The organism is Vibrio splendidus (genome assembly GCF_003345295.1).
Lineage (GTDB): Bacteria > Pseudomonadota > Gammaproteobacteria > Enterobacterales > Vibrionaceae > Vibrio > Vibrio splendidus_K.
Window position 1 is genome coordinate 1,600,248 of the sequence record NZ_CP031055.1, and the last position, 23,241, is coordinate 1,623,488.

The window sequence follows — 23,241 nt, forward strand, 5'->3', positions numbered from 1 at the left end:
CTTTAGTTAACGTTTCAGTATGGTGATAATTCCTTGAATAGCATGTACCTAAGCCGTCTATAATGTTAATCTTGCCTCGTTATCAACATAGAGAATTAATCCATGAGCAAACTAACAGCTGATACTCAAGCAAATCTAGAACTTTTCGTTTCTGAAACACAAGAAACTAAACTGGTATGGGGCCTTCGTAATGAAGAAGGTTGGCTAGCATGTGACTCAAGTGAATTCGAAAGCAGCGAAGTGATGCCTTTTTGGTCTTCAAAAGAAGATGCTCAGACTCACAACGTTGAAGAGTGGGCTGACTTCGAAGTATTAGAAATTCCACTAGATATCTTTGTAGAAGATTGGTTACTGACTCTAGCTGAAGACGGCGTTCTTGTTGGTATTAACTGGAATGCAACATTAGAAGGCAAAGAACTTGAGCCTTCTGATCTAGCGAAATTATACATCTAATTTCCGATATCGGTCGTGCGAACAGTACGACCGATACACCTCTGATAAATATCAACAAATTAGAGACTTACCTCGCATAACCTCCTACCCATACCATTCAAAATTTGAAGCAACATCAAACTAATAATAGAATATCGTTCTTTATCTGATAGATCGTTTCTTGTGACTCACTCTGTTTTTATTGCCCTTCTACTGTTCATTAGCTTTTATTCTCATGGCCAAGTATCAACACAAGATCGTCACCAGGACTCTCCTTTCAACTCATCTAATTTAGATTCAAACACGACTCCAAATGCTGATTGGAACGCACTCTATCTCTCGACTCTAACTCATTCCCCATCGCGTGCATTAAACATGCTGCAAACCCGTTACACTGGTTCTACCGTCTATGGGGATAAGCTTTACCTTTCATCTCTGTTATATCAATACATGAGCCACCGGGATCAACCGTTCTATGGAATCGCTTCAAACGACAGTGAGTACCAAGCGATTGAAGAAGCGTTTATTTCTGCATTGATGAAAGATGGCCAAGGCCAATATGAGGAAGCGCAACAAAGCTTTCTGACACTATTGGCGAAGATGCAATCACGCAGTGATTTGACTGGAAGAGCCCTGCTAAAATACCAGCTATGCCGATCGCTTAACGAGCAAGCTAAATATCATCAAGCGAACTATTACTGTTCTGCGCTTCAATCAGATTTACATAACATCGCTGACCCTGTGTTACCAAAGTTTGGTACTTATCGAGTCATCGCTAACAATCACCATTTCCGCAGTGACTATCAAGCCGCGCTAGATACCTACCTATCACTGATAAACGTGTTCCCACAAGGACATGACATTTCGGGGATCTATAATGATGTGGGTAACTTGCTTAAAGAATTAAAGCAATATGAAAAATCGGCAGAGTACCTCAAAGAAGCACTCACATTAAGAGAAAGTGCTTCTGATTTGATGAAAGCACAAGTGCATCATAGCCTTGCAGATCTCTACCTTAACCAAGAGCAAAGTGACTTAGCAATTAACCACTTTCAAACAGCAAGAACACTGCTGAGCTCATCTTCACATAGCTACGGTATCGCACTAACAAGTCTTGGCTTAGGAAAAGCTTACACTCAAATTAGGGACTATGATTTGGCAAGAGGTTACTTAGTCAACTCTCTGTCAGCTTCGAATGAATTAAGTAACGACGTCATTCGTATTAACGCTTACTTGGCTATAAGCGATATGTTCGAAGAGCAAAAGCTGACAACCGAGGCGCTCAATTATGCTCAGCAAGCTCTAGAAGTATCCGAGCAAGTCACAAGACACAAGTACATCGCTCAGTCACTCCTGCAGCTTTCCGACCTTCATCAAGCGCTCAGCGATTACCAGCAAGCTTTCTATTTCTACCAGCGATACTCATCTATACAAATTGAAACACGCGATATCGATAACAGGTTGGCTTTTGAAGCACTAGACCTGACCCACGCTAAATATGAGCAAGAATTGGAAAATTCTTTCCTGATAAATCAGACAAAGCTCGACCGCGTTCAAATTGAAAAAATGGAACATCAAAGATGGTTGTACAACGTAATTGTTATTCTGTTGCTGTGCGCCGCAAGCTTTACGGTATTAGCAAACAAAACGATTCGCACAAAAGCTTCCATCGATGCTATGACGAAAGCATATGGCCGGACCGAGATCATACGAAGAATCAAAAGAGTCAGACGCTGTAAAGGAACGGACAAGCAACATGTCCTCGTTCTGCTCGATCTGGATAGATTCAAGAAGATCAATGATGAACATGGACACCCTACCGGTGATAGAGCGCTCGTCCATATTAGCCAGCAAATACGAAAACACTTAATGAATGACGAATTGTTTGGTCGCTTAGGAGGCGAAGAATTTCTCATCATGCTAACCAATACCAAGCCTGTAGACGTGCGAGAGCGCGTCGAAGAGCTACATTACGCCATATCAAGCACCGTTTTCTTAACAGAAAGCAAAAAGCCACTTAATGTAACCGCGAGTTTTGCTTATCTAGCAACCTCAAACGCATTAAGTGACTTTGATGACTTGTACTCTGTGCTTGACCAAGCACTGTATCAAGCAAAGAGCAACGGCCGAAACTGCATCATTGATGCTTACAACGAACCAATTGATTGACCTGAGGTTATTTATTCTCAGTCTGTTTGCGAACCAACTCAGCCATAATACCTTCACGATCACCTAGGTAATCGTTAAGGCCAACTTTACGCAGTTCACACGCTGGGCAATCGCCACAACCATCACCGATGATGCCATTGTAACAAGTCAGTGTTTTATTGCGAACAAGCTCAAGTGCTGAATATTGGTCGGCCATCGCCCATGTTTCAGCTTTGTTCAGCCACATCAGTGGTGTTTTAATATCAAGCTTCTTGTCCATGCCCTGTACAAGCGCAGAATTCATCGCTTTTACAAAATCATTGCGACAATCAGGATAACCAGAGAAATCTGTTTCACACACACCAGTAATCACAGTTTCAGCACCGATTTGGTACGCGTAAATACCGGCCAGTGTTAAGAACAGAATATTACGACCAGGAACAAAAGAGTTTGGTAGTCCATTCTCTTGTAGCTCATGAGACACAGGAATATCGTCACGAGTCAGAGAGCTGATAGCCAGTTCATTCAACAGAGTCACATCCATCACTTTGTGCGCTTTCACACCAAGCTCTTTCGACAACGACTCCGCAACTTCAATCTCGAGTCTATGGCGCTGACCATAGTCAAACGTAATCGCATGAACTTCATCATACTCTTTTAAAGCTTGAACAAGACACGTTGTTGAGTCTTGACCACCACTGAATACTACGACTGCTTTTTTCATCTTAAATCCTTACGAGAATCTTCTACTAGCGACTTATCTAGGCCAGTAAACAAATGCAACCTATGCGATGCTCAAATATTTGTGAGTTTGAATAGATAAACGCCAGTTACGTTCAATACAAGTATCAATACACAGTTGCGTTGCACGTTCTTTTTGGCTAATCGGCTGAAGTGCAATGACTGTATTTTCAGGAACATCGGCTCTAGCAATAAGAGCATCTAGTTGCTCGATATCTTTACCTGTACCAACAGGGTGCTTGATTTCATTCGCACGAACGAGTGCGCTATCAAGGATATCCAATTTGGCTTTCATTGCGACTTTTGGTGACACCGTAACCCAAGTGTCCGTTGTGGCTTTTACTTCTGATGTTCCGCTGGTCTCAATCTGACAGCGACAACCGTGCTGCTCAAATGCTTCAGTAAGAGGGACAAGATCATAGATGCACGGCTCACCACCAGTAATCACAATGTGCTTCGCGGTGTAACCTTGCTTGATATATTCATTCACGATTCCTTGCGCATCGATTGCAGACCAAGTCGGTGAATCCTCTGTCTTAACCATAATATCACCAAGGCTCGTTTCATCTTCCGGCAACGCTTCCCAAGTCTGTTTGGTATCACACCAAGAACAGCCTACAGGGCAAATTTGCAGTCGAACAAAAACAGCAGGAACGCCGGTAAATACGCCCTCGCCCTGGATGGTTTCAAACATTTCATTAATCTTGTACAACTTACCCTCAGCTCAATCATTTGATGAAATTAATCAACCGCAGACCTTAAAGCACTTGCCCCTTTTGGTCAAACAAATGAGTACTGATAAATGAGTTGATCAAAGCCCTAGCCTGAACTTTCAAGTTCCCTTATCCTTTCGCCCATTAGATTTCGTTAGCTTTTAATTTTTTAGTAAGGAACAACATGTACAAACTGATTGCTCTTGATATGGATGGCACACTGCTCAACAGTGATAAAGTAATTTCTCAAGAGAACAAAGACGCGATTGCCAAAGCACGCGCTGCAGGTGTGAAAGTGGTTCTGGCTTCTGGTCGTCCTTTAGAAGGCATGCAGAGTAAGTTAGACGAGCTTTCAATCAAAGGCGAAGATGACTTTGTGCTCTTCTACAACGGCTCTATGGTTCAAAACGTCTCTACAAAAGAACTCATTCACAGTGAGATCAGCAATGGTGAAGCCGCGAAAGAGATCGCAGCCCTCGCTGTACAGCTTGGCGGTTATGTTCATGCATTCAGCAAGATTCATGGCTTAATCACGCCTGAAAACAATGAGTACACAGCTATTGAAGCGCGTATTAATGGCTTAGAGATTACCGAGTTCGACTTTTCTCAACTAGAAGACGACCACGAAATCATCAAAACTATGATTGTCGCAGAACCAAGCAAGCTGACTGAAATCATCGGCAAGTTGCCACAAGAGCTTAAGGCTCAATTTACTATCGTGCAAAGTGCACCATTCTTCTTAGAGTTCCTAAACCCGAATTCAAACAAGGGTGTCGGTATTGAGGCGATAGCTAAGCACTTGGGTATTACAGCAGAAGAAGTAATCTGCATGGGTGACGCTGAAAACGATCATCATATGCTTGAATACGCTGGCCTTGGCATTGCAATGGAAAACGCAATGGAAGAAACCAAGAAACTGGCGGATCACATCACAGCGAGCAACGACGACCATGGTGTAGCGGTCGCGATTGAGAAGTTTATCTTCAACTCATAAACGCTCAGCAGCTATAGTGAGAATTACTTTTTGCTTGTGGCACAAATGACAAAGGCTGTGCACTGCACAGCCTTTTTTGATTTTATATTATTCGGTTCGCCTACTCTCTTTTCCATGGCAGACGAAACGCCACTACACCAAATAGAATCAAGATTGGGAAACGTAAGGTCTCAACGATAAATGAAGCGATGCCACTGAATGAGACGAAACTTCCAGCCCAGCTAATCAGTAGATTCCCCGCTAACAACATAGCCATCACTCCAAATACAATCTTGAATGAGAACTGGCCGACCAAAGGCTTCGAATCCGTTAACGTTACTAAGCATGCAATCGTCATCAAAATTGCTACCCAGAAAGAGAATGTTGGCAGTGGCCATATCACCGTGAGAACAATCGACAGTAAGCACAATGCCCACCAGACACCTTTAGAGCTTAATAAGGCACTAATATCAACATCAGGTTTCGCATCTAATCTCACGATGTGCCAAGTCGTTAACGCGCCCAATACGCCTCCCATTAAGACATCACTAAAGAACGCACTGCCTGAATAAGACGTAAATAGCATAATCCACAGTAGGCCCGCGAGCACTATCAAAATCGATTTTTGCTCCAAGAGGCGCTTTAGTTTCCAAAAGACTAACAAGGTTAAACTCACCCACAAGCCAGCCAATAAACTTGGAAAGCTATAGCCACTGCTCATCACTAGCTTCAATGTTGGCAAGTAAGCATGCGGACGTGGAAAACCAAACCCTTGGTGGGCGATTAAAGTGAGCAATGTCACCGAGATCAAAGTGAAGCCAAACTTCAACGCGAAGTTACGGCCAAAATGCCAAGCAATTAGCGGCAATATCACGATGAAAACCCATGGCTTCGCTAACGAGTCAGTTAAAAGCACAGTATTCGCAAACACGCTTGGCATATTCTCGAACGCGTTTTGAAGCGACACAATCCAATTTAATTCAACTTGATGGACTTTCGGTGCCGCGCCCACCAGCTCAGTCACATACGTCACAGGTTGATCTGTCGCGGATAGAAAGAATTCGTTAATCTCAGACCATTGCTCTGGGTAACGGTATTGATTGGCTTGCAACTCAGTAGGTGGCAATAACATCGCGCGACTGACTTCCACACCATAATGAGGAGCAAACCAGATTGGTAGCTCAAAGCCACCTAACTCATTTCGAGCTTTGTAACTGATCACTTCAGAGTCAGAGACACAATCATACACAACGGCACTGTCGGTATATCCCAACACATCACCGACCGTCACGGACAAGCCCGCCTCTTCCCAAGTTTCTCGTTGCGCCGCGACCGATGGCGGCTCACCAGAAACCACAGTGCCTCCCGGTAGAGACAATTGCCCCGTGATCAATTCATCAACCAATACGATTTGGTTATCGGCACGTACTACACACAAGGCGCCCGCGATATGATCGGGCAAAGTGTTGCTTGCCCAAGCGGAAGTAGTACTTAAAAGAGATAATATGAAAACTAATAAATGTCGAATAGCCAACGAGTTTACCTAAAAATAAGAGAAAAAGTTAAAGACTGCTCTAGTGTAATCAAACACGCACAAAATCGCTGTCTACGTTTTGTGCAAAGCCTTCCTCATCCATTGAATGTGAGGTGTGAACCCCATTTTTTGATAGAAGTCCTTGGCAGGTGAATTAAAGTCCCAAACCTCTACAAAGACTTGTTCAACCCCATAATCATCAAAAGTCGCTTCAACTTTGCTAAACAACTTTTCAGCAATCGATTCTTTTCGATAATCAGGCAAGATAAACAGTTCATCAACACTCCCCATCGGCACCGGTTTACTCACCGTTGAGATAAGCTCACAAAAATGTCCGGAGATAAAGCCAACAATGAGCTCACCTTTTAATGCCACATAGACTAAGCATTCAGGATCATCCAAGTAACGTGCAATGCTTTTTTCCTGTTCAATCTCTTCTGCCGTTTTAAAGTGCTCTGGGCTAGCAAGGTGGTGATGATGGTGGAGATCGAACATTAACTCATTAAGTTGTTCCAAATCCGTATGCTTTGCAGCCCTTAAGGTGACATTCATGACTATTGCGCTTCTCAAACCAAATTAATATCTAAACTGAGTCTAGTTTACTTGCCGTGAGTATCTATACAAGTTATTGAATTAATTCATTGTTTGAAGTGCGTATTTTAGATACAAAAACGGCCACATTACGTGGCCATTCTGTTTGAATGATTTTGAATTAAACGAATATCTAGGCTTTAGCTTTATGCGCCGTTATCTTCTTTATCTTCTTTGAGTTCAGCAAGCTGTTGTTCTAGTTCGATAAGTTTAATTTCAGCCTCTACTTCAGCAACTCGCTTTTCTGCATCGGTGCGATTGTCTTGCGCTAGACCATCGGCAGTGACTTGGGTTCGTTGTGCGTTTCTCGCATCATCCGTATCTTTCATTGAACCAGCAACACCACCGGTCACACCACCTAATGCAGCGCCCTTCACGGCTAAGCTCGCATCTCCAGTTAAAGCACCTGCTGTCGCTCCTAATAAAGCACCACCTATTGCACCACGATTACGCGCTGCGTTTTCATTTTCGTTGTCAGTTGCAGGTGATGCACAACCAGAAAGAGTCACAATCAGTGTCGCTAAAAGAAAAGGTTTAGTGAATTTCATAGGAGTCTCGCTTAGTTCTTTGTTTGGAGTAGAGTCATCTTAAGCAGAACCGTTAACCAGATAAATAAAGCCACCTTTAGACGATACATCATTTTCAGCTATGTATCATTCATCCACCACATAACTGATTGATGATATATGTCTTTGCGCTCGCTTTATCCTGACAAACAAAAAGGGCGACCAATAAGGTCGCCTCAATCGATCTTTCTCTATAATTCTTCTCTTTCAGATGCCACTCTTAGCCTTTGGACCAAAAGTTTTGCATATTTTCTGCGCTAGGGGGTGGCCTAACACCGCAATCTCGATAATGATTTTTATCGCCGATCCCCAGTATTTTGCCATTTTCGTCGTCAATCATTGCGGCAACTTTAACACCGTCTCCCACATGACGAGTTAACACGACAATTTCACCGGATCTTTCAGACCTTACCGCGCCTAAGATTTGATATTCGTAGCGACCTTTCCTTGAATTAACGATCATCTTCGAGTTAATCGGGTCGGCTTCATATCTCACTCCAATATCAAAAACCGCTTGATAGAGATCGACGCCAGTCTTGGATACACATTTAAATATCTTGGGATGACTCATTGGCTCTAACAACGCTCTACTCGCTTCATCCTTTGAAATACTGGCACTAGCAGCACCACTGATCATTAAAGCAATCAACAAAAAGTAAGCTCGCATAAAAAGACCTCAATATGTGGGATTCATAATGAGGTCATAGTAAACGCAATGGATAAGCGGATAAATAAAGTAGAGTTTAGGTAAACCATCACGCTGGCTTATGTATAAATCAACAAGCCGAAAATGATACTACCTAAACTGCGACGTCTATTTACCGAGCTTTTCAGCAATTTCAGTTAAGCTGGTAGGGTCGTCAATCGTCGAAGGCACCACATATTGTTCACCTTCTGCGATCTGTCGGATAGTTCTGCGTAAGATCTTACCTGAACGTGTCTTAGGTAACCTCTCAACAACCAAGGCTTGCTTAAAACAGGCGACCGCGCCAATCTCATTGCGAACCTTGCCAACCAACTCCGCTTGCAACTCAATGCCATCGACTTTTACGCCATCTTTCAGCACAACTAAACCAAGAGGTAGCTGCCCTTTTAAGTCATCGTGAATACCGACTACCGCACATTCTGCAATGGCTGGGTGACCACCCACTATCTCTTCCATTTCTCCCGTCGACAGACGGTGTCCCGCTACGTTTATCACATCGTCGATACGGCCCATGATAAATAGATACCCATCTTCATCAAGATAGCCACCGTCCCCAGAAACATAATAGCCCGGGAACTGACTCAAATAACCCGATTCAAACCGATCATGATTGCGCCATACCGTGGGTAAGCAACCAGGCGGCAATGGTCGTTTAAGTGCCACAAACCCTTGTTGATTCGTTTGTGCGATTTCACCCAATTCATTGAGGATCTCCACTTGGTAACCGGGTACTGGCTTGGTTGAAGAACCCGCTTTTACAGGCAAAGATTCAAGCCCTGTCGGATTTGCAGAAATAGCCCAACCCGTTTCTGTTTGCCACCAATGATCGATAACCGGTTTATTGGTATGAGACTCGACCCAATCCAATGTTGGCGGGTCCAAACGCTCGCCAGCCATGAAAATCGACTTGAGTGATGATAAGTCATACTTGGTGAGCAACTCACCTTCAGGATCTTCTTTCTTAATGGCTCTAAATGCCGTTGGAGCAGAAAACAATACATCGACGTTGTACTGTTCACACACACGCCAGAATGCGCCGGGATCTGGTGTTCGTACTGGCTTGCCTTCAAACAAAATGGTCGTGCAGCCATGAATCAATGGCGCATAAACAATATAGGAATGCCCCACTACCCAGCCGACATCGGAAGCTGCCCAAAACACACCATCTTGCGGCATATCGTAGATAGTGCTCATCGAGTATTTCATGGCGACCGCGTGACCACCATTATCACGCACCACGCCTTTTGGCTTACCCGTCGTCCCTGATGTATACAGTATGTATAGTGGATCAGTAGCTAGAACAGGCACACACACATGAGGTAATGCATCGCTAACCGCTTGTTGCCAAAGTACATCACGTTCATTGTTCAATTCGGCTAGAGACTGCTCTCTTTGGAATACCACGACTTTTTCTGGTTTCCAACGGCTGTCCATGATCGCTCTGTCAACCATTGGCTTATATGGTAGAACCTTGTTTATCTCGACTCCACAAGACGCTGTAATCAACACCTTCGGCTCGGCATCTTCAATTCGAACGGCAAGCTCATGAGGAGCAAACCCACCAAACACCACCGAATGCACCGCGCCTAGTCGTGCACAGGCCAACATTGCCATCGCCGCTTCAGGAATCATTGGCATGTAGATCACCACACGATCGCCTTTGGTAACGCCTTGCGTGGCTAACATACCAGCGACTTTAGCCACTTGGTCACGCAGTTGTTTGTAAGTGTACGAGGATTGAGTTCCTGTAACTGGAGAGTCGTAAATCAGCGCGGTATTGTCACCTCGCCCATTTTCACAATGATAATCAAGCGCCAGCCAGCACGTGTTCATCACCCCATCAGGAAACCAGCGCTCAATACCGTTATCGTCAGTTTGTAATATCGTTTTTGGTGGTTCAAACCAATCTATCGCTTGTGATTGTGTTTCCCAAAACGAATTAGGGTCTTCCCTAGCCCATTGGTACTCGGTGATATAGTCTGTTTTTCTGTTCATTTGATTCGTAGCAGACATAGTGCCTCCTCCATGCTTTATCCATTTGTCCAAGCGACTAGCTTTTAGCAGTGTCACTTGGGTGCACTCTTTTCTCAGCGTTGTGTTCGTGAATATTTAACCGTTCACGACAATCGCTTTACTTAGGAAAAGGCACACGGATGGCACCTTCCATGATCACTCGGGCACTACGACTCATAATCGCCCTCTCAATTTTCCACCCACTTTCGGTCTGCAACGCTTTCGCACCTACCTTTAAGGTTCCTGACGGGTGGCCAAAGGTCACCGATTCACGTTGGCCTTCACCAGCAGCCAAATTAACAAGAGTTCCAGGAACACTTGCAGCAGAAGCAATCGCAACCGCAGCCGTTCCCATCATAGCGTGATGAAGTTGTCCCATAGACAAAGCACGCACCAGAAGGTCAGTATCTTCGGCAGCAACCGATTTACCACTAGATGCTTGGTACGCTTGAGGCTTAGCAACAAACGCGACTTTCGGTGTGTGTTGGCGTGATTCGGCTTGTTCTAGGGAATCAATAAGACCCATCGCAACCGCACCATGCGCTCGGATAGATTCAAACAGCGCCAAAGCTTTGGCATCGCTATTGATATCCGATTGAAGCTCTGTGCCTTGATAACCCACCGATTCAGCATCAACAAAAATAGTCGGTATTCCTGCATTGATGTATGTTGCTTTGATGCAGCCCAATTCGGGAACATCTAAAAAATCGACAACATTCCCTGTAGGGAACATCGAACCACTCGCATCGGCAGGGTCAAGAAAATCGACTTGGATCTCAGCGGCAGGAAAAGTCACACCATCAAGCTCAAAGTCACCTAACTCTTGGACTTCACCATTGGTGATAGGCACATGAACAATAATGGTTTTCTGGATATTCACTTGCCATACTCGCACCTCAACAACACCGTTTTCAGGGATACGAGTCAAGTCAACCAAGCCACTATGAATAGCGAACGGACCGACCGCTGCAGACAAGTTCCCACAGTTACCACTCCAATCCACAAACGGCTTATCTATCGCCACTTGGCCGAATAGGTAATCAACATCGTGATCGGCTTTACTGCTTTTCGAAACAATCACGGTTTTACTGGTACTCGATGTAGCACCACCCATACCATCGGTTTGTTTACCATAAGGGTCTGGACTGCCAATCACTCTCAACAACAATGTATCTCTCGCTTCTCCAGCAACTTGCGCTGATTGAGGTAAATCACTTAGATTGAAGAAAACCCCTTTGCTCGTGCCTCCTCGCATATAAGTTGCAGGCACTTTGATCTGTTTGTTTGTCATATCAAGCTCCTACTGTGCAAGAAAGTCTTTGGCAAAACGCTGCAATACACCACCAGCGCTGTACACGTTCACTTCGTCTGCAGTGTCTAGTCGACAGGTCACGGGAACATCAAGCTTTTCACCGTTTTTACGAGTAATGACTAGAGCCAAATCAGAACCTGCTTGGATGTCACCATAAACGTCGTAAAGCTCGGTACCGTCCAATTCTAAGGTGTTGCGATTGGTCCCCGCTTTGAATTGCAGAGGCAGTACGCCCATGCCAACCAAGTTGGTTCTGTGAATTCGTTCAAATCCTTCAGCCACAATCACTTCAACACCCGCTAAACGCACACCTTTGGCAGCCCAGTCACGTGATGAACCTTGTCCATAATCCGCACCCGCCACGACAATCAAAGGCTGTTTACGGTTCATGTAGGTTTCTATCGCTTCCCACATTCGCGTAACTTGACCTTCGGGTTCAACTCTTGCTAGTGAACCTTGCACGACATCTCCACCGTCCTTAACCATTTCGTTATACAGCTTAGGGTTGGCGAATGTTGCTCGTTGCGCGGTTAAGTGATCACCTCGATGGGTCGCGTAAGAGTTAAAGTCCTCTTCCGGCACTTCCATTTTGGTGAGGTATTCCCCCGCTGCGCTCGAAGCGAGAATCGCATTTGAAGGGGATAAATGATCCGTAGTGATATTGTCACCCAGAATAGCCAAAGGCCTCATACCAGATAGGCTTCGTTCTCCTGCAAGAGCACCTTCCCAATAAGGTGGTCTGCGAATATAGGTACTTTGAGGTCGCCAGTCATAAAGCGGTTCAGTCGTTACCTGCTCTTCGTCTGGCTGGAACATTTTCACGTAGATTTGTTGGAATTGCTGAGGCTTAACATGCTCACCGACAACCGCATCAATTTCTGCATCACTTGGCCACAAATCACTTAGATAGATTGGTTTACCATTGTTGTCTGTACCTAGGCTGTCTTTTTCGATATCAAAGCGAATCGTACCCGCTAAAGCGTAAGCAACAACCAATGGCGGTGACGCTAAAAACGCTTGTTTAGCATAAGGATGAATTCGACCATCGAAATTTCGGTTCCCAGACAAAACAGCGGTTGAATACAGGTCGCGGTCGATGATCTCTTGTTGGATTTTAGGATCTAACGCCCCGCTCATCCCGTTACATGTCGTACACGCATAACCGACGATACCGAAGCCTAGTTTTTCCAGTTCAGGCAACAAACCGGCGGACTCAAGATAAAGCTTGGCAACTTTTGAGCCTGGAGCAAATGACGTTTTTACCCATGGCTTACGAACTAATCCAAGCTGATTGGCTTTCTTAGCCAACAATGCTGCGGCGACTACGTTTCTTGGATTACTGGTGTTTGTACAAGAAGTGATTGCAGCAATAATCACAGCACCATCGGGCATCTGATCATCGCTGTACTGCTTAGCATGCTGCTCTCTCCAAGATGCTTGACTGATGCCTTGTTCAGCCAGCTTTCTGGTTGGCAAACGACGATGTGGATTGGATGGCCCTGCTAGATTGCGCTCAACCTTCGATAAATCAAACTCTAATACACGTTCGTATTGAGCAGAGTCTAGATCGTCAGCCCATAGCCCTGTTTGCTTGGCGTAGCGTTCGACTAGTTCAACCTGCTCAGGCTCTCGACCAGTGAGTTTCAGGTATTGTATGGTCTGCTCATCGATATAGAACATACCCGCTGTCGCACCGTACTCTGGCGTCATGTTGGAGATGGTTGCGCGGTCACCAATGGTCAGTGCACGAGCCCCTTCACCGAAGAACTCTAGATAACTGGAAACCACTTTTTCATTTCGAAGAAACTCGGTAATCGCGAGCACGATATCCGTTGCAGTGATCCCTTCTTGTCGTTGGCCAGTTAACTTAACCCCAACAATATCAGGTAGTCGCATCATAGAAGGACGACCGAGCATCACCGTCTCAGCTTCCAATCCACCAACACCAATCGCAATAACGCCCAGAGCATCAACGTGCGGTGTATGGCTATCGGTACCAACACAAGTATCAGGAAATGCGATGCCTTCTTTGGATTGAATCACTGGAGACATTTTCTCTAAGTTAATCTGGTGCATGATCCCGTTACCCGCAGGAATCACACTCACGTTTTTAAACGCGGTTTTACACCATTCAATAAAATGAAAACGGTCTTCGTTTCTGCGCTCTTCAATCGCGCGGTTTTTATCAAAGGCTTCGCTATCAAAGCCTGCGTGTTCCACTGCCAGAGAGTGATCAACAATCAGTTGGGTTTCAACAACGGGGTTCACCTTGGCAGGGTCTCCGCCTTGGTCGGCAATCGCGTCTCTTAATCCAGCCAAATCTACTAGGGCTGTTTGACCAAGAATGTCATGACATACCACGCGCGCAGGATACCAAGGAAAATCTAAGTCGCTCTTGCGTTCAATGATCTGTTTTAAGCTGTCTTCAAGGGTTTCAGGATCACAGCGTCTTACTAATTGCTCCGCCAATACTCTCGACGTATAAGGCAAGGTTTTATAACTGCCCGGAGATATCGCTTCTACCGCTTCGCAAGCATCGAAATACTCTAAATGGGTTCCGGGTAAAAGTTTTCGGTACTGATTTTTATCAAGGTACTGAGCTTGTTCAAGTTTTACATCAGACATACATCCACCATTATCTGTTAAATTCTATTCGTTGGTTCTCGAGGCCTTATCACAAGAAGAGAAAAGTCACCTCGATATATAAGTCGGCTCGATATAGAGGACTAACGTAGATGAATAGGCAGCCAGTCTTGATGCTCTGGGCCGGTGTAGTCTGCACTTGGACGAATGATGCGATTATTTTCTCTCTGTTCGAACACGTGCGCCGTCCAACCCGTAAGGCGGCTCATCACGAAGATCGGAGTAAATAATTTGGTTGGAATATCCATGAAGTGGTAGGCCGATGCGTGGAAAAAGTCCGCATTACAAAACAACCCTTTCTCGCGCTTCATTACCGCTTCAACACGTTCTGAAACGGCGTAAAGCTGTTTATCACCCACCTCTTGAGCTAGCTCTTTTGACCAACGCTTGATTAGAGCATTTCGTGGGTCGCTTTCACGATAAATGGCATGACCGAAGCCCATGATTTTGTCTTTGTTAGCAAGCATCTGCATGATGTTAGTTTCTGCTTCATCGGCGGTTTTCCAATCTTGGATCATTTCCATTGCCGCTTCATTCGCACCGCCATGTAAAGGACCTCTTAGTGTGCCAATTGCTGCTGTAACGCACGAATGAATATCTGACAGTGTTGATGCACAGACACGGGCAGCAAAAGTAGATGCGTTAAACTCATGCTCTGCGTAAAGCGTTAGCGAACAGTGCATTACCTGCTTATGCAGTTCACTCGGCGCTTTATCTGTTAGCATTTTCAAGAAGTAGCCACCCAGACAGGCTTCGCTTTGATCTTCAGTATCAATGCGCACGCCATCGTGGCTAAAGCGATACCAATAACAAATAATCGCAGGGAAAAGCGCAAGCATTCGTTCGGTCGCGAACAGTTGCTCAGAGAAGTCAGACTCTTGCTCTAGATTACCTAACATTGAACAACCCGTTCTCATCACATCCATTGGATGAGCGTCTGCTGGAATAAGCTCTAGTGCTGCTTTCAAAGGTTGAGGTAAGCCGCGCAAACCAACCAACAATGTTTTGTAATCGTCTAGCTCTTTTTCACTGGGTAAGTGACCTCTTAGTAGCAGATGCGCCACTTCTTCGAACTGAGCATGATTAGCAAGGTCGGTAATGTCATAGCCACGGTAAGTTAAACCCGTTCCTGACTGACCTACCGTACATAGCGCCGTGGTTCCCGCACTCTGACCACGTAGACCAGCACCACCGATTGCAGGTGCGCTGGCTGGTGCACTTTCTGTATTTGCGTTTTGTTGTTGATTTTCTGTTGAAGCCTTATCGACAGCTGCTTTATCACTCAAAGATACAGACATGGTGAACTCCTTTTCTGTGTTAGCCGCCTGCACTCTTTGGTGCTGCCTGTTTATATGTCCGATGATCTTTATCATCGGTACTGGATATGGCGACTAACCATTTCACGTTATTGGATTAAGTTGATTTTTGATTAATTGAAACTGGTTTACCCTTCACTTGAAAACAACTGATCAAGCTTATTTTCGTAGTCGTGGTAATTCAGGTGTTCGTAAAGCTCTTTACGGGTTTGCATTGAATCCAACAGAGCTTCTTGATTGCCTTCAACTAACAAGTGCTTGTAAACATTCTCCGCGGCTTTGTTCATCGCACGGAACGCACTCAATGGGTAAAGCACCATGTCGACACTTGATTGTGCTAACTCATTACAGTTGTAGAGTGGCGTTTGGCCGAACTCAGTGATGTTGGCCAAGATAGGCACATGCTTACCCGTTGCTGATTTCAGCGCCGCCGAGAACTTCACGTATTGATCGAGTTGATTCATCGCTTCAGGGAAGATCATGTCCGCACCCGCTTCAACACACGCAATAGCTCGCTCAATCGCACTGTCTATTCCTTCAACCGCCAATGCATCCGTACGAGCCATAATTACAAAGCTTTCGTCGGTTCTGGCATCGGTTGCCGCTTTCACTCTATCGACCATCTCTTGCTGGCTAACAATTGCTTTATTTGGACGGTGACCACAGCGTTTCTGAGCCACCTGATCTTCCATGTGAATTGCCGCTGCTCCCGCCTTTTCCATCGCGCGAATCGTACGTGCGATATTGAACGCGCCACCGAAACCCGTGTCGATATCCACCAGCAAGGGCAAATCACACGCATTGGTAATACGTTCAACATCCACCAACACATCGTTTAGTGTGGTGATGCCTAAATCAGGCAAACCATAAGACGCATTGGCGATACCTCCACCAGACAAATAAATGGCCTGATGACCCAAGTTCTTTGCCATCATCGCGCAATACGGATTCACCGTACCGACGATCTGCAATGGATCGTTGTCTTTCACAGCTTGGCGGAACTTTGCTCCTGCTGATAACTTCATAATGACGCTCCCTGTTAATTGTTTATTTCTAACTTTTATAACTACTGATGTTTAGCTCTCGCCAACGCAGATCCGCTGGCAAATATCAGTAGCCCGTTAATCAAGACCTTTGGATTGAATCTGTTGCTCTATAAGCAGTCGACTGCCCGAAATGTGTCTTCGCATTAGCATTTCCGCTAACTCTTCATCACGGTTACGAATCGCTTGTAGGATGTATTTGTGTTCATCAAGCGCCTCTTTTGGTCGAGACTGTGCTCTAGGCGATTGGTAGCGATACATTCGCAATAAGTGATAAAGCTCATCACACAACAGCGAAATGAGCTTGCTATTGCGGCTGGCTTTAATGATTCGATAATGGAAATCGAAATCCCCATGTTGGTGGAAGTAGGAAGAACCTTCGACTTCATCGATGTGCTTCGAATGTGTCGACAATAAGCCTTCAAGCCCAATCAACTCTTCTTGTGTGATGTGTCTCGCTGCTAATCGAGCCGCCATGCCTTCCAATGCCTCTCGCACTGCGTAAAGCTCTAATAATTTGTCTGCTGAAAAGGTAATAACTCGCGCGCCTACATGAGGAATGCGCTCAATAAGCCCTAGCCCTTCAACCCTCATTATCGCTTCACGTAATGGTCCTCGACTGACTTCGAAGCGTTTAGCCAGTTCAGGTTCCGAGATCTTACTGCCCGGAGGTAATTCACCGTTAACAATCGCCTCGACTAGGTATTCAGTCAGGCTTTCCGACTTGGTGTTTTCTTTGTCGCCAACACGAGTTTTCGTGTTTGCACTTAAGGTGAGATCTTTTATCGCAGTATTCATATTCACGCTGCTCACTTCTGATTGTTGAGCCTTAATTGTCAACAATTCCATAACATGAACATAAAATACACGATCAAATTGTCGACAATCAAGTGAATTGTCGACAATTTAGACTAAGGTAGTATTTTTATTAATCGGTAGAGAAGTAGTAAAACGAAGCCACAAAAGAAAATAAATAGATGTTATTCATTAAGTTAAATCGTGAGCAAGCTTCAAACCCTTACCCACCCCAAATTTGCTCGAAAACAATGTGTCGACAACTGACAGTCAACTTTCAGAGATAGTATTCATTTCTACTCATCAGCTATTTAGACCAAAAAAAAAGAGAAGCAATGATCGCCTCTCTTTATTATCCACAAGATTAACACTCTCAAAATTGGTTAATCACGAGACATCAACATAGTGCTTGCCAATAAAGACATTCCTATTAGCACTACCCCTAAGTTACCAATCTCACCAGCAAGCCCTAATCCCCCACCAATTAAACAGTAATACAACAACCCTAGAACCGCCCCGGCCGTGCCTGCTTGGTGCTTATAATTGACCAACGCCGTACTAAATATATTAGGACTTGCCATACCAAACCCTACAACCACAGCAGCCATTCCTAATAGAAACCAAAGGTTGTCTTGGTAAAAGTACACCTGAATAGCCCCAATAAAGCTGATTAACACCGCGATCTGAATGAGTCGTTGGGAACCCCATTCTTTTACTAGCAATCGTTTATTCATCGAGCTTCCTAAAACAGATGCTGCCGCTAATATCACGCCACTGTAACCAAATTCAATGGAACTTAAGCCAAACTGGCTGAACATAAATGGCGCTAAAGAATAATAGCTAAACATCATGACGTTAAAGCAAGCCACAAGAATCGCACTTTTCCAAATATCCCTATCTTTTAGCATTACCGTGAAAATACCAATAAAACTGACCGTTTTGGTGTCAGCAGGTTTCGTTTCGGGTAAAGAAAAGGCGGATACGATCAGCAATATAAAAGCCATGACAAGCAGTAAACTGAACACCACTAAGTGTCCAAAATATTCAGCAATCAATCCTCCTGACATTAAGCCAACAACAGGGCTGATTGATACTGCAACGATTGCTAACGAAAACACTTTCCCTAGCTCTTTGCCTTCATAGCTATCACGCAATATTGTTTGCCCAATAACTGAGCCTACCGCCGCCCCAAAAGCTGAAACAACCCGCGCAATCATGACCATATCAAATTGAGTTGCCGTTATGGCTAACAGGCAACCAACGCCATAAGTAAACAAACCACACAACATGGCTTTTTTGCGCCCAACAAGATCAGAAACTCGTCCCCAAAAAACAACACCCATAGCAAAAGCAATAAAGTAAATCGACAAGGTTTGACTAGCGCTTGCCATTGATACACCAAAATAATCAACTAAGTGCGGCAATACTGGGCTGTAGATAGTTTCAACAATTTGGGGGAACATCAGCAAAACGATGATCAGTCCCATATGGGGTTTTTTATTCATATTATTCTCTTCTAAAACTGGAATAAGAGAAGTATATGGATTTCATTTATGTTCAAATATCAACAGTAGGACAACAAACATCAAAATAAGGACAAATCATGTTGATCGATGACAACACACCTTTTTATGTTGATGGAATGCCCTATCCCTTTGTCGGCATTGCCGCCCAAGTCGGCAGGCACGATTCTGGTATGCATACACACAACCGTGCACAATTGTTATTTGCACCACATGGTTGCATCAGTATTACCCTCGACGGAATGCATTGTGTGTTGCCGCCCACCAAAGTTGCCTGGATACCCGCAGGAATTGAGCATTGTGCAACCATGACCAATGTCGTGGCCTATCGCTCGCTTTATTTTGATCCTCATCGTATTAAAAACTTGCCTGAAGAGTTAAGTATTCTTAACGTCACACCACTACTAAAGGAGTTGATCGAACGAATGGCTTTTTGGGATTGGGATAAACCTAGTGAAAAGCAACACAACACATTGGCGTTGTGTTGCGAGGAACTTTCTTACGCAGAAAGGAACGAGCTAACGCTGCCTTTACCCAAAGATAAACGATTAGCGTTGTGGTTAGAAAAAGTGAAACTAGGAACACAGTTACCTCAACCACTCAATGAAATGGCCAAGCATATTGGAGCAAGCAGCAAGACCGTTAGCCGATTATTCATCAAAGAAACGGGGATGCCTTACCAAGCTTGGCGTCAACAATGGCGGCTGTTAAGTGCCATTAAGCAATTGTCAGAAAAAAAGAGTGTCTCTGTGGTTGCCCACGAGTTAGAGTTCTCCAGTGACAGTGCGTTTATTCATTTCTTTAAGCAACACACCGGAGAAACCCCAACTCACTACATGAAGTGAGGTCAACAGCCATTCATGCTTTCTGGCAAAGTTAAGCAGCGACGCCTTCAACTACATATTTTGATAGGTCTATATGATCGATCTGTTCCGGTTTTAAATACGTTTCGGCATAACGGATATGTGTCCCGCTAGTTAGGAACAACCTAAACAGTTCTATATCGAGATGCTCGTCCAACGCCATTTTGTACATGATATCGACAGCAACACTAATCGGCTTCGCTTTCTTATACGGCCTATCCGCAGCGGTTAATGCCTCAAAAATATCGGAGATCACCAGAATACGTTCTGGAATTGAAAGATCGTCGCCAGTCAACTTCCTTGGATATCCTGTGCCTTTGAGTGTTTCGTGGTGCGTCGAAGCATAGCGAGGAACACGGCTTAGCTCTTTCGGGAATGGCAGATTCTCAAGCATCTTAATCGTGCCAAGCATATGCTCATTTATCTTGAATCGGTCTTCAGCAGTTAACGTACCACGTGCAATGCTCAGATTGTAGACTTCGCCTAAGTTGTATAGATGCTCCGGCACATCCATTTTGATTTGATGTTTCGGGTCAAACTCTAACGGCCTATCTCTTTTAACTATATGTTCAGGCTTATCACTTAACAGCAGCTCTGTCGCTGGCAAACTTGAACTCGATTCTCGATTCAAGGCTTCTATCGGTGATAGACCAAGTTGATCATCAAAGTTACGCATCCAAGTCGTCTCAGCTATCGAACGAATGCGAGCAACTTTGTCGTCACTCATGAACTCACCACCAACATTTGATATCGCGATAAAGGCAAAGTCATCTTGTAGCTGCTGTTTCGTTGCCGCAAGCTCATCGGCTATCAGTTGCGTTGATAGAGTACCTTCAAGTTGTTTTCTCAAAGCAGTGATTTCCGCATCACGCCAAAGTACTTCAAAACGAGTTCTCACCTCGTGGATTCGGTTGTAGTTCGCTTCTAGCTTCGTACCTTTATCGACGATGTGTTCCGGTGTCGTGATCTTGCCACAATCATGAAGCCAAGCCGCAATTCTAAACTCACGGCGTTCGTCATCATTTTTAAACTCAAAGTCTTTGAAGTGCTCAGATTGTGATTGTTCAGCCGCGTCAGCCAACATCAAGCCGAGTTCTGGTACACGATTACAATGCCCTGCCGTATAAGCGGACTTATCATCGATCGCTTGAGCGATGAGCTTGATAAACGACTCAACAAACGCCTCTTGCATCTGTTCATGTCGTTTAATCTCCATAGCCATATCTTTTACGGCAACAGATAATTCCCACACTTCTTTGATTCGAGTATCAAGAATTGTCACGTTGTCATAATCACGCAGCTTAACCTTATGAGTCTCTTCCTCTAATTGGCGAATTGGATGCACTATCGGCGCACCAAAAGCCCAAGCAATAGGCAACGTCAAACTCATCAGTAACACCGTTACACCAACAGAGGTTGCTAGACGTTTATTGACTGTACTGAAGACTTCAGATTCGGGAATCAATACCGCAAAATACTCAGAGTAGTGTTCGCCCGTGTCTATTTTCTTTAAATAGAGATGTTTGATCTCGCCATTCAACTCTACCCTTACCATACTGCCTTCAACCGTTGCTTCCTTAGTCAAATCATAAAGTTCAGTATAAGGAACCGTCGTATTCGTATTAAAGCCGGTATCATGCAGCCACTTTTTCGCTAAGGCATCAAGTTGTTCACCACTTAACTTGCTGATAGCTTGATCAATGATTGGGAGCAATTGTCTATGCTTGCTCTGCAGCACCAAATGGAATTGGTTTGAGTAGTTCTGTTTTAGATCTTCTAGAGTCCCATTGACAACAAGGCCTGGCTGGAAAAACCTATCTAATGCAAACGAGAGTACGGGTTCTGCTTCTAAGAAAGCAAAGTTCTCTTCGCTTTCAATTGAATTAAATGCAGACTCTAGGTTTTCAAATTCAACTAAATCAATGTTCGGAAAATCCTCTCTCAACTTAGGAATAATTGACCACCCAGATAAAATGGCAACTTTTTTACCTTCAAGCTCGGCATAATTAGTGACAACCTTCGCGCCGACCCTTGTCACGATAGAAAATGGCAATTCATAAATTGGAGTCGTGTATAGGCCATCTATGCCATTATTTTTATAATTTTGAACCGATTGCAAGCCATCAATACTTCCTTCTTGAAACTTACTGACAAGCTCGCCCCAAGAGAAACCGTTAACAAATTCAAACTTGATCCCTGTCATCTCACCAATCATTTTAAGAAGGTCTATCGCATAGCCGTTTGGTTTTCCCGCCACTGAAAAGTCCATCGGCCCCCAATCATTTTGATTAGACACTAACAGCGGAGGGGTATCGTTAACCAAGGCTTGCTGCTCAGACGATAGCATCAATGTTGGTACATCAAACTCCGATTCCTGATTGTTAACCTTGAGGTTAGACGCAATAATATTACCCGATTTCGAATATAAGAAAGACTCCACCTTACTGTCTTCTGCTAAGCCAAGCGCCGCACTTGATAGTTTGCTAGCCAAAGAAGACAACACAATATCAATACCAATCACATGTTGAACTTCAGATTCTATTTTTGAATCAAACGCTAAAGAATAAGTTTGCCCGGTAATTTGTAAATGCTGGAAAAGATATGGCTGAGTTTTTTCGACCGACTGAACATTAGCAGAAACATACCAAGGCCTGGTCGTTGGAAGGTAGTTGCTCTGCTCCGTAGTTGAGTTTCTTAGCGTAAACTCTTGGTCAAAATATTTCGTCGTACGGACGCGCTCCTCCCCTATATTATGAATCTCAACCACAACCCAACGGTCCGTTTGTTGTGCACCGATTTTTTCTCTAACGACAGGGGCAGATTCTAGATTAATAATTTGGAAGAAGTTTTCATTAGACGAGCCAATGTAAATACTATAAAAGAGAGGGTTATCTTTAATTGCTTCTGAAAGAATAGTACGCGACTCTTCTTTAGATATTTTGTTACTTATAGAACGTTTCACTGAAGAAAGTAAACGCGCGGTATTGGCTGCGTCAGAATCAACCGCGCCGATATAGTTACTCAGCTCTTGGGACACCATCGTCAACTTTGATAGGGTATTCTCAGTCGCCATTTTTTTACTGAAGTAATATTGCAGTGAAACCGCAACAACAGCGGTAAGAAATGTCGCGAGTAAAAACATTCCTCCAACAGTAAATCGTAACGAAATTTTTTTGTCTGTCATTATTCGATCCTTGAATAACCACTAGCTCAGAAATGTAACGTGCCAGCTATAATCATATTATTACAGTAGCACTGCACACCTAGCAACATATTATTCTATATATTAAAGAACGCCTCTCCATATCACTCTTTGTGTCGCAATAAGT

18 protein-coding genes are annotated in these 23,241 nt (G+C 44.3%); 4 read left to right on the forward strand and 14 right to left on the reverse strand.

What is annotated here, in order from left to right:
* Positions 1–102 precede the first annotated feature (102 nt).
* Together DUN60_RS07090 and DUN60_RS07095 are read left to right on the forward strand one after the other, a co-directional pair.
* Entirely contained in the window at positions 103–453 is a 351-nt protein-coding gene (locus DUN60_RS07090) for a DUF2750 domain-containing protein (protein WP_004733613.1), read from the forward strand.
* 162 nt (positions 454–615) lie between these two features.
* Positions 616–2,601, forward strand: coding sequence for a tetratricopeptide repeat-containing diguanylate cyclase (locus tag DUN60_RS07095; RefSeq protein ID WP_114633592.1), 1,986 nt, complete (start codon positions 616–618; stop codon positions 2,599–2,601).
* A gap of 7 nt (positions 2,602–2,608) precedes the next feature.
* Here DUN60_RS07095 and queC read toward each other — a convergent pair whose 3' ends face one another.
* Positions 2,609–3,304 carry a 7-cyano-7-deazaguanine synthase QueC gene (gene queC, locus DUN60_RS07100; RefSeq protein WP_114633593.1) on the reverse strand — a complete coding sequence of 232 codons (696 nt, stop codon included), beginning with the start codon at positions 3,302–3,304 and terminating at the stop codon, positions 2,609–2,611.
* Between the two features lie 60 nt (positions 3,305–3,364).
* Positions 3,365–4,033: a 7-carboxy-7-deazaguanine synthase QueE gene (gene queE / locus DUN60_RS07105; RefSeq protein WP_339373950.1), complete on the reverse strand. Its 669-nt coding sequence runs from the start codon at positions 4,031–4,033 to the stop codon at positions 3,365–3,367.
* A gap of 185 nt (positions 4,034–4,218) precedes the next feature.
* Between queE and DUN60_RS07110 the strand changes: the two genes are divergently transcribed.
* Positions 4,219–5,028, forward strand: a complete 810-nt coding sequence (locus DUN60_RS07110) for a Cof-type HAD-IIB family hydrolase (RefSeq protein WP_114633595.1) — start codon at positions 4,219–4,221, stop codon at positions 5,026–5,028.
* 100 nt (positions 5,029–5,128) lie between these two features.
* On the opposite strand, the gene DUN60_RS07115 is transcribed toward DUN60_RS07110, so the two are convergent.
* The 11 genes from DUN60_RS07115 to DUN60_RS07165 form a co-directional block, all read right to left on the reverse strand.
* A complete protein-coding gene (locus DUN60_RS07115; protein ID WP_114633596.1) occupies positions 5,129–6,541 on the reverse strand; it encodes a bifunctional NUDIX hydrolase/phosphatase PAP2 family protein in 1,413 nt (470 codons plus the stop codon).
* A gap of 72 nt (positions 6,542–6,613) precedes the next feature.
* Complete coding sequence (locus tag DUN60_RS07120) at positions 6,614–7,093, reverse strand: GNAT family N-acetyltransferase (RefSeq protein WP_114633597.1); 480 nt, start codon at positions 7,091–7,093, stop codon at positions 6,614–6,616.
* Positions 7,094–7,278: 185 nt separating this feature from the next.
* A complete protein-coding gene (locus DUN60_RS07125) occupies positions 7,279–7,680 on the reverse strand; it encodes a glycine zipper domain-containing protein (RefSeq protein WP_114633598.1) in 402 nt (133 codons plus the stop codon).
* Positions 7,681–7,918: 238 nt separating this feature from the next.
* Entirely contained in the window at positions 7,919–8,365 is a 447-nt protein-coding gene (locus DUN60_RS07130) for a hypothetical protein (protein ID WP_114633599.1), read from the reverse strand.
* A gap of 147 nt (positions 8,366–8,512) precedes the next feature.
* A complete protein-coding gene (locus DUN60_RS07135) occupies positions 8,513–10,417 on the reverse strand; it encodes a propionyl-CoA synthetase (protein WP_114633600.1) in 1,905 nt (634 codons plus the stop codon).
* Between the two features lie 118 nt (positions 10,418–10,535).
* Positions 10,536–11,708, reverse strand: a complete 1,173-nt coding sequence (gene prpF, locus DUN60_RS07140) for a 2-methylaconitate cis-trans isomerase PrpF (RefSeq protein ID WP_114633601.1) — start codon at positions 11,706–11,708, stop codon at positions 10,536–10,538.
* A 9-nt stretch (positions 11,709–11,717) separates the two neighbouring features.
* On the reverse strand, positions 11,718–14,354 hold the full coding sequence (gene acnD, locus DUN60_RS07145; RefSeq protein ID WP_114633602.1) for a Fe/S-dependent 2-methylisocitrate dehydratase AcnD: 2,637 nt from the start codon (positions 14,352–14,354) through the stop codon (positions 11,718–11,720).
* A 101-nt stretch (positions 14,355–14,455) separates the two neighbouring features.
* Complete coding sequence (gene prpC, locus DUN60_RS07150; RefSeq protein ID WP_114633603.1) at positions 14,456–15,670, reverse strand: bifunctional 2-methylcitrate synthase/citrate synthase; 1,215 nt, start codon at positions 15,668–15,670, stop codon at positions 14,456–14,458.
* 146 nt (positions 15,671–15,816) lie between these two features.
* Positions 15,817–16,713 carry a methylisocitrate lyase gene (gene prpB / locus DUN60_RS07155; protein WP_017080803.1) on the reverse strand — a complete coding sequence of 299 codons (897 nt, stop codon included), beginning with the start codon at positions 16,711–16,713 and terminating at the stop codon, positions 15,817–15,819.
* Positions 16,714–16,809: 96 nt separating this feature from the next.
* A complete protein-coding gene (locus tag DUN60_RS07160; protein WP_114634307.1) occupies positions 16,810–17,529 on the reverse strand; it encodes a GntR family transcriptional regulator in 720 nt (239 codons plus the stop codon).
* 380 nt (positions 17,530–17,909) lie between these two features.
* Positions 17,910–19,031, reverse strand: coding sequence for a multidrug effflux MFS transporter (locus tag DUN60_RS07165; protein ID WP_162808214.1), 1,122 nt, complete (start codon positions 19,029–19,031; stop codon positions 17,910–17,912).
* A 98-nt stretch (positions 19,032–19,129) separates the two neighbouring features.
* Between DUN60_RS07165 and DUN60_RS07170 the strand changes: the two genes are divergently transcribed.
* A complete protein-coding gene (locus DUN60_RS07170; protein WP_114633605.1) occupies positions 19,130–19,894 on the forward strand; it encodes an AraC family transcriptional regulator in 765 nt (254 codons plus the stop codon).
* Between the two features lie 31 nt (positions 19,895–19,925).
* Here DUN60_RS07170 and DUN60_RS07175 read toward each other — a convergent pair whose 3' ends face one another.
* Positions 19,926–23,096, reverse strand: a complete 3,171-nt coding sequence (locus DUN60_RS07175; RefSeq protein ID WP_114633606.1) for an HD domain-containing phosphohydrolase — start codon at positions 23,094–23,096, stop codon at positions 19,926–19,928.
* Positions 23,097–23,241: the final 145 nt, after the last annotated feature.